At 37.1% G+C, this 8603-nt stretch carries 10 protein-coding genes and 2 pseudogenes; 6 read left to right on the top strand and 6 right to left on the bottom strand.

All coding sequences use genetic code 11. From position 1 onward, the window contains the following. Positions 1-229: 229 nt before the first annotated feature. The 4 genes from ACE198_RS24860 to ACE198_RS24845 all read left to right on the top strand — a co-directional run bounded on the left by ACE198_RS24860 (position 230) and on the right by ACE198_RS24845 (position 1879). Positions 230-676, top strand: coding sequence for a MarR family winged helix-turn-helix transcriptional regulator (locus ACE198_RS24860; protein WP_375377421.1), 447 nt, complete (start codon positions 230-232; stop codon positions 674-676). 176 nt (positions 677-852) lie between these two features. Continuing rightward, a complete protein-coding gene (locus ACE198_RS24855) occupies positions 853-1041 on the top strand; it encodes a hypothetical protein (protein ID WP_375377420.1) in 189 nt (62 codons plus the stop codon). A gap of 69 nt (positions 1042-1110) precedes the next feature. Next, positions 1111-1596: an ArsI/CadI family heavy metal resistance metalloenzyme gene (locus ACE198_RS24850; RefSeq protein ID WP_375377419.1), complete on the top strand. Its 486-nt coding sequence runs from the start codon at positions 1111-1113 to the stop codon at positions 1594-1596. Between the two features lie 67 nt (positions 1597-1663). After that, a complete protein-coding gene (locus ACE198_RS24845) occupies positions 1664-1879 on the top strand; it encodes a hypothetical protein (protein ID WP_375377418.1) in 216 nt (71 codons plus the stop codon). A gap of 408 nt (positions 1880-2287) precedes the next feature. On the opposite strand, the gene arsC is transcribed toward ACE198_RS24845, so the two are convergent. From arsC to ACE198_RS24825, 4 genes and pseudogenes are all read right to left on the bottom strand, one after another. Next, complete coding sequence (arsC, locus tag ACE198_RS24840; RefSeq protein ID WP_375377417.1) at positions 2288-2710, bottom strand: arsenate reductase (thioredoxin); 423 nt, start codon at positions 2708-2710, stop codon at positions 2288-2290. 26 nt (positions 2711-2736) lie between these two features. Next, on the bottom strand, positions 2737-3792 hold the full coding sequence (gene arsB, locus ACE198_RS24835) for an ACR3 family arsenite efflux transporter (protein ID WP_375377416.1): 1056 nt from the start codon (positions 3790-3792) through the stop codon (positions 2737-2739). Between the two features lie 25 nt (positions 3793-3817). Further along, the gene (locus tag ACE198_RS24830) at positions 3818-4165 is read right to left on the bottom strand and encodes an ArsR/SmtB family transcription factor (RefSeq protein WP_251456038.1); all 348 of its coding nucleotides are present in this window, start codon (positions 4163-4165) and stop codon (positions 3818-3820) included. Positions 4166-5100: 935 nt separating this feature from the next. Next, positions 5101-5427: pseudogene (locus ACE198_RS24825) on the bottom strand (IS110 family transposase); the annotation flags it as partial. A 508-nt stretch (positions 5428-5935) separates the two neighbouring features. Here ACE198_RS24825 and ACE198_RS24820 point away from each other — a divergent pair. Both ACE198_RS24820 and ACE198_RS24815 read left to right on the top strand, forming a co-directional pair. Next, a complete protein-coding gene (locus tag ACE198_RS24820) occupies positions 5936-6247 on the top strand; it encodes an aldo/keto reductase (RefSeq protein WP_375377415.1) in 312 nt (103 codons plus the stop codon). Then, the gene (locus ACE198_RS24815; protein WP_375377426.1) at positions 6139-6945 is read left to right on the top strand and encodes an aldo/keto reductase; all 807 of its coding nucleotides are present in this window, start codon (positions 6139-6141) and stop codon (positions 6943-6945) included. The genes ACE198_RS24820 and ACE198_RS24815 overlap by 109 nt, the downstream gene beginning before the upstream one ends. Before the next feature lie 105 nt (positions 6946-7050). On the opposite strand, the pseudogene ACE198_RS24810 reads toward ACE198_RS24815, so the two are convergent. Together ACE198_RS24810 and ACE198_RS24805 are read right to left on the bottom strand one after the other, a co-directional pair. Further along, positions 7051-8276, bottom strand: a pseudogene (locus tag ACE198_RS24810) (IS110 family RNA-guided transposase). Positions 8277-8402: 126 nt separating this feature from the next. Further along, a complete protein-coding gene (locus tag ACE198_RS24805) occupies positions 8403-8552 on the bottom strand; it encodes a hypothetical protein (protein WP_251462763.1) in 150 nt (49 codons plus the stop codon). Between the last annotated feature and the right edge of the window lie 51 nt (positions 8553-8603).

Genomic DNA, 8603 nt, shown 5'->3' with positions numbered 1-8603 from the left:
CCCTTGTTAAAGGAACCTCAAACCATTGGTGTGTTTGTCAAGAGCGATTGCGGGTACCTCCACTACAAAAAAGAGAGAAGAAAAAAACTTCAGGTCACTTTTTCATAGAAGTTTTGACACTACCATTTTTATCTGCTTACAACCATTATATAAAAAATTTTTAATTTCCAAACAAATATTGGTTGCATTTTGCAAATAATTTGTATATAAATAAATCAGAGGTGAAAAAATGGAAAACGTTAGAGAATTGTTCCAAGTTATGACAAGGCGATTTGGTCTTTTAAATAAAAACTGTTGTCAAATAGGTGAAACTGAAATTTCTCTTGTACAGAGTCACATCCTTTATGAAATTCTACGTCATGATAAACCTTCCATGCAACAGGTTGCTGATAATCTGGGGATGGATATAACCACTTTTAGTCGCCAAATCCAAACACTAGTAAAGATGGAACTAGTTAAAAAAGCGCCTCTTCCTGATGATAGACGTGTTTCAATACTTACTTTAACTACACAAGGAAATTATGTTGCTGCTAAAATTGATGCGGAAATGAATCAATATTTAAATGAAGTATTTTCACATATGAGCGAATTTGAACGTGAAATGGTTATTAAATCAGTCAAATTACTTAACGAAGCAATGTCTAAATCCACTGTTTGTTGTAAACCATTAATTTGAGCAAGAATCACTTGCTCTTTTAATAAAATGAATACTTGCAAATTGCAAATATTTGTAAGGAGGGATTATTTCAAAGTCGATAAATTTTCCGATTGAACTTACTATCCCACTTTACCAACTTTCAAGCATACCTGTTTTAATTTTTTATTTCTTTGATTAATAGGAGGGGATTCATCATGTTTAACGAGTATGGAGTATATCAAATCATGAAATTACGTCAGGAGGAAGCGGAAATGAAAGCCCGAAATGCTTGGCAATTTGCAGATTTCCATAAGGAAACATTTCTTGAAAAAGTCATAAAGAAATGGAATGAAGGTCGAAGTTCATCAAGAGTACAACCAAATTGCTGCAGTTGCGCTTGTTAAACCGTTGCTTATTAAATAAATCCCAATCATATTATTGATGATTAATTAAATTATTAGGAGGAAATTGAAATGAAATATACACATATTGGTCTTAATGTTACTAACCTAGAAAAATCCATCGAGTTCTACAGTAAAGTTTTTGGAGTTGAACCAGTTAAAGTAAAGCCTGATTATGCAAAGTTTCTTCTTGAACCACCAGGATTAAACTTTACCCTTAATCTTCGAGATAAAGTAAGTGGAAATCAAGTAGGACATTTTGGTATTCAGGTTGAAAGCACAGATGAGGTTAGTGCTCACAAGAATAGACTCGAAGCAAACGGTATTCGTACACAATACGAAGAAATAAACACCACATGTTGCTATGCTCTCCAAGATAAATTTTGGGTTCTTGACCCTGATGGAAACGAGTGGGAGTTTTTCTATACAAAAGCAGATGTTGAAGTTAACAGTGAAAATGCTTCTTCTTGTTGTACTCCTGAACCGACAGTTGAAAAAGTGGAGCAGTGTTGCTCAACGACTACTCAAAGCAAAAATACAACTAAATGCTGTTCTTGAAATACTTTAATGATCAAATGAAGGGTCTCATTTTAAGTAGAGACCCTTTTTATAGGGGGATAATTGTATGACCGTGAATCATGCAGGTGCATTAAAGAAAGAGTATTTTTTATCTTATTTAAACCTAATTAGACTTTCACGAAATTGTACGATTGAGCAAGCAAAAGAAATTGCCATGGAGCTATTTTTCCATTACAACATCGAGGAATACGGCTCCCAAACTTATCAACAATTCTTAGCTGCATTTTATGAACTAACAGATAAATTAAAAAAAGACCAGTAAAGGTCTTTTCTAACAGCATCTTCCCGTATTACCGATCATCGAAATTCCATAACCATTTCCACTACGATCAAGGATAAGGTCTTCGGTGTTGGGTTCAATAATTGGGTCAATTGCTACTTTTATATCATTTATAGTGACGATGATATCGTCTGCTTCTGGCTCATCCAGAGCCAGTCCAATCCTCGGCTGTCCTCAGCCAAAGCCATCAAAAAAGATACGAATGTTTTTAGCATTCTCTTCTTTGAACATTTTTTTAAATTCATCACGTGCTTCATCAGTGATTTTCATGTCCATTTCCTCCTGCTTGTTTTACCTATTTATTTTAATCCACTTCTTTATAATAAAGTAATAAAATTGCTTAAAAATTAAAGCCAGGAGAGTATAAAATCTCCTGGCTATCCAATCCTCTTACTCACCAGTTTCAGCAAAACGCTTAATGCGATCTCCGATTTCATCTCGAACACGTTGAAAGAATGCCCATTTTTCTTCTTCACTTCCTTCTGCCTTAGCAGGGTCATCAAATCCCCAGTGTTCTCGTTTTACATGTGGAGGAGTTACTGGGCAGTGTTCTGCTGCATGTCCGCATAGCGTAACAACCAAATCAGCATTGTTTAAAATTTCAGGGTCGATAACATCAGATGTCTGGTTTGAAATATCGATTCCCACTTCTTTCATTGCTTTAACGGCATTAGGGTTTAATCCGTGTGCTTCAAGCCCAGCACTTTTCACTTCCCACTCCTCACTTAGATGCTTTATAGCCCAACCTTCTGCCATTTGGCTACGGCATGAGTTACCAGTACATAAGAAATAGATTGTTTTTTTGTTTTCCATGTTGATTTCCACCTTTATTATTAGTTTTAGGCTGCATGTTCTTTAAAGTATTTTCTTTTGAACCATAAAGCCACGTTTACTAAAGCAATCATCACTGGCACTTCTACAAGTGGTCCAATGACTGCTGCAAAAGCTGCACCAGAATGGATACCAAATACACCAACAGCAACCGCAATTGCTAATTCAAAGTTATTACTTCCAGCTGTAAAAGCAAGGGTTGTGGTAACAGGATAATTTGCTCCTATCTTCCTTCCCATGAAAAAGGAAACAAAGAACATGATTACAAAGTAAATTAATAAAGGAATTGCAATACGAACTACGTCTAATGGCAAGCTCACAATAGCGTCCCCTTTTAATGAGAACATAAGGATAATCGTAAAAAGTAAAGCAATTAATGTAATAGGACTGATTTTAGGAATAAACACTTTCTCGTACCATTGTCTACCTTTAGCCTTTACCAATGTAAAACGTGTAATCATTCCAGCTATAAAAGGAATTCCAAGATAGATGAAAACAGATTTAGCCACTTCAATCATCGTAATGTTTACTACTGCCCCCTGGATTCCTATCAATTCAGGGATGATGGTTACAAACACATACGCATAAACAGAGAAGAACAACATTTGGAAAATAGAGTTGAATGCCACTAAACCTGCTGCATATTCCGTATCACCCTTTGCAAGATCATTCCATACAATGACCATTGCAATACATCGAGCTAAACCGATCATAATAAGACCTACCATATATTCTGGTTTATCAGGAAGAAAAATAATGGCTAATAAAAACATAAGAACTGGTCCAATGATCCAGTTTTGTACAAGGGATAATACTAATACTTTTACATCTTTAAATACACGCCCTATCTCCTCATAACGAACTTTCGCCAATGGAGGATATATCATTAAAATTAAACCAATGGCAAGTGGAATCGATGTTGTTCCTATCTGCAAGCTGTTCATACTATCGACAAAACCTGGAGAGACAAACCCTAATCCTATTCCGATTGCCATAGCAAGAAAAATCCAAAGTGTTAGGTATCGGTCCAGGAACGATAGACGTTTCTTTTCTGTCTTACTCATTTTCTCACTCCCTAATTAAATAAAACTAACAACCACATCGGAATGTGGGATTGTTTTTTTCAATCATTTTGATTTTTTCTGTTTGATCAGGTACATGCTCCAAAATATCTTGTATCATTCCATATACCTCAATTTGTTGATTAAGGGAATAGTAAATCCACTGTCCTCTTCGTTCTTCCTTTACCATTCCAGCATCTTTTAATTTTCGAAGATGCTGACTAATGGATGGTTGACTCATTTTGAACACTTCAAGAAACTCACAAACACAGCATTCACGTTGTTTCAACATCGCAACAATGGATAATCTTGTTTTATCCCCTAATAGTTTTAATATGTTTGCTGATCGCTCTATTTCAACCACTGATTTCAACATGAAGGACATTTCCCCTTATTTTGATATTGTTCATATGTCATAGTTGCCCTAATAATTGCATAATCTCCTTCAAATCAATATATAACTATTTGCTTATATATTAGTTTTAAATTTAATTAACTTCAAGTGCTTAATTGTAAAGATACTGTAAATATACAAAAGATGCTAACCCCTCTGTTTTATTAGCAGTCATAAATATATTATACATCCAATGTCAGGATATTTGATTCAGTTTTGGATTTCATTTTGCTGCCCTCTCTAATCTTCCCTACTTTCGGCTTAACCTATTTGGGCGAATCTTGGTCTGCATAAAAATCAACCTCCAAAAAATAATTATTTGGAGGTTAAAGGAAACGTTCTCTACAGTCTCGCCAACAGCCCTTCTACAGTCTTGTCAGTAGATAGAGGTGAGACTGTGAAGGAATATGTAAAAACTTTATTCAAAGTAAATCTACAAAGACCCTTGATAAATCAACTTTTATGGCGGGACTGCGTGGGAATCGAACCCACCAGACCTGGCACGCAGGTCTCGAGCAGTTTTGAAGTTTGCTGACACCTGTTTTTCTGGTATCTCCATGTATCTTCAAGTGCTGATAAATCAAGGTTTCTTACTTCCTAGTGTTTTCATGTGTCTTTAATATTAAAAATTTGGGCACCAAGCATGGCACCAAAGCACCAAACCATATTTATTTTGAAATATAAAAAAGGCGCCTTTTTATAATTATCTTTTAGTCATTTAGGTCATCATTGACCATTATGACCTGAAATTAAACTAAAAGAAAACAGAATAATCAGAAATCAAAATAAATAATTAGGTGAGCTCAACTCTGTCAAGGTTGTAAAGTGAATCTGATTATCACAGAATCATTTGAAAACGTTGGTATAATAGGCTTATATTTTACAATTATATGATTCAATCAGAAGTAGTTGGTGGCAAAGGCATCTACGGCATCTGTCTTTACTTTTCTTAAACTTGATCCTCTTGCCTTGTATGAAATCAAGGGGTTGATAATAATTAATAAATAACCTCGTTCTTCCAAATAATGAACGACAGGTGTTTGATAGTGCCCAGTAGCTTCTAGTATGATTGAAGGCTTCTTACCAGACTCTTTTTTCACATCCTCCAGAAACAATACAAGATAACTTAGCCCTTCAACTGTATGAGATACCTTAAAACTCTTTCTGAATGGTTTGCCTTTATCTAAAAATGCTTGAACTTGACTTTCGCCTTTTGAAATATCCAGACCAACGACTGGATTCATTCAAAATCCTCCTCCTAAACTAGTAATTTGCCAGTACCCCTAATTCCTCCATGCAGTGTCACAGCTTCGCTTGTTATACGAGATCTAAGTCCCAACCAGCCTAAATCATGTTTCTACAAGTAGGGGGCGAACCGTTTAGCTGACGGGGTTAAAGCCCCACGAGCAGATACGTTCTACCCTGGCTACTGTTATAATAAGACCATAAAAAATAAGGTCAACCAGAAATATTTAGCATTCTGGCTAACCTTATAATACGAACGAAGCAGGTTAGCTTAAGAAGAAGCATTTAAATATCTCCCACTTTTTTACCGATTTATGGTAATGTTAAAGTAGTGAATATTTATGAAGAATTACTATGTAATAGTGATTGTCCTCTTTCAATATTTTATGTCTTTTGTTGGTTTAGTTGTTCTATTTCTTATTTTTCGATATGCCGTTAGGAGCGGGATTTCAGAACGAAATTGGTTACAGATTGGATCACTTAGACTGCCGAGGGGGAAATGTGTCAATGAAAAAACGAGCACTTGGTCATAACGGTCCACTGGTTTCTGAGATTGGTCTCGGTTGTATGGGGATGTCATGGCTATATGGTAATGCTGAACGTAGCGAAAGCATTGCAACAATCCACTCAGCACTTGAGGAAGGCATTACACTCTTTGATACAGGGGATTTCTATGGCGATGGACACAATGAATTACTTCTACGTGAAGCATTCCAAGGAATCCAACGGGAAAATGTGTTCATTTCAGAAAATTCGATGGCAAGCTCCATTCTCAGGGCAAGAGTCATCGAAAGAGTGATAACCACCCTCATACAGTAAAGAATTTCCTTGAGGATACCCTACTGCGCCTAGGTGTTGAATACATCGATCTTTATCAACCAGGCACAGCCTGCATCGATCCAAACGTACCAATTGAAGAAACGGTTGGTGCCATTGCCGATATGGTAAAGAAGGGATATGTGCGTTACATTGGTCTTTCTGAAGTAGGAGTAGAAACAATTCGTCGCGCACACGCTGTACATTCTATTAGTTGGCTGCAAATGGAATACTCACTATTTAATAGGGGTATTGAGACCACTATTTTGCCTACTTTACGGGAATTAGGCATTTCGCTTTCGGCTTATGGTGTTCTCTCTAGAGGGTTACTGAGTGGTACATGGTCTAAAGAGAGAGTGCTAGGTTCAGATGATAAGCGCGTTAATGCGCCGCGGTTTACCAATGAAAACCTTGAAAAGAACCTAGCCCTTGTAGAGTCCTTGCGTGAAATTGCTAAAGAAAAGCAAGTAACTGTTGCGCAGCTTGCTATCGCATGGGTTCTATCTCGGGGTAAAGATGTTATCCCATTAGTTGGAGCAAGAAAGAGATCACAACTTCAGGATTCACTCGGTTCACTTGACCTGAATTTAAGTTCAGACGACCTTTTACGAATTGACAAAGCCGTACCTCCAGAACTTGTCGCTGGTGAATACTTTCCTATACCGCGGGAGAAATGGTTTTTAAACTATCCTGAAAAATAGTAATTGGGAAAGGGCATTTTGGCAATACGAAACTAAACCCTATAAGATCCATTTTTTTTTTTAAGATCTGGGTCTCGAATTTTAGATATAGTTTTTTGACCATAATTACGCTATTGCTTCAACAGTTACTTTACAACCAAGAGTCTCTAATCGTTTGATAGATTGCTTAATTACGATTTCTTTCTTTCGTCGGTCGAAGTAATCTGCACCCAACTCAATATAGGGTACTCTTCTGTTTAACATGTGATATGCAATTGTTAATATGGTATGTCCAACCGCGACTGCTGCGCGTTTTTTACCAACTCGTGCTGCTAAACGTTGGTATTGGGAAGCAAGATAGGTGTTTTTTGTTCTTGCTGCCGAATGTGCTGCTTCAACAAGTGCTGCTCGTAGTTTTTTATTACCTTTTCTGGTTTTTCCGGACTTTTTTTTCCAGCACTTTCATTGTTACCCGGAACCATTCCAGCCCATGAACATAAATGAGGAGCCGAAGGAAACTGGTTTGAAATATCTATGCCAATTCCGATTTCAGCCAAAAGTTGTTCGGCGTGACTTCTGCCAATTCCAGGGATAGAATCAAGCAATTCAATATCTTCTTCATAAGGCTGCATGCGTTGCTGGACTTCTTCACTTAACAGTTCAATCTGTTGATCCATAAAGTCAATGTGTGAAAGTTGAGTTTTTAACATCATCTTTTGATGGGGTCCAACGGATCCTACTAAAGCACGTTCTAAATCACCCTTTTTTTTCTTCAAGCCCCTCTTAGCTAAGCTTGATAATGTTTGTGGATCATTTATACCGTTAATAATCGCTTCAATCATTGCTCGACCTGAGACACCCATAATGTCAGTCGCAACTGAAGAAAGTTTAATATTAGCACCTTCTAGAACCTTTTGGATTCTACTAATCTCCCTAGCCCTTTCTTCGATTAGACTACGACGGTATCGAACTAACTCACGTAGTTCTCTTTGTTCCCGATTAGGGATATAACTGTGTTGAAGAAGACCATGGCGTAGCAATTTCGCAATCCATTCCGCATCTTTTACATCAGTTTTACGTCCGGGAACAGCCTTAATATGAGCAGCATTTACAACCATCGGTTGTATTTCTTCTAGTTCTAGTAGATTGTAAATTGGTTTCCAATAAACACCTGTACTTTCCATGGCAACATGAGTACATCGCTTATTTTTAATCCAATCTACCAATTGGAAAAGGTCATTTGTCATAGTACCAAATGTTTCGATTTCTTTTCCTTTTGGAGTAATCGCGCAAGCGGTAATACTCTTTTTGTGAACATCAAGTCCGCAACAGTGATTGAATACAACATCCATTGTTAAAACCCTTCCAAGGCTGAAATAAATTAAGGCTGGTGCAACAACCATATAAGATTAATCTATCCTGCGTGCTTCTCATTTGAGAGCAACAATTTGTGGTGCACCTGGTCGTAGTGAATCAGTCTACCATGCGGGCTTAAAAGCACCATAGTTGAACGACCTTCCTTCGCCAGCCATATTAATAGGATTGACAGGAGGCAGGGGAGCTAGACTAGTATAAAAAACATTTTCATTCATTTGATGGTGCCGCAACGCGGCATGGGTGTCTACCATGAAAATTAACTTCTGTAATATTCGTAAAATGGCAATACTAAAATAGACGCA

The organism is Neobacillus sp. KR4-4 (assembly GCF_042136325.1).
Classification (GTDB): Bacteria; Bacillota; Bacilli; order Bacillales; family Cytobacillaceae; genus Neobacillus.
The sequence above is the reverse complement of the archived record's forward strand: the minus strand, read 5'-3'. Positions and strand labels throughout refer to the sequence as shown.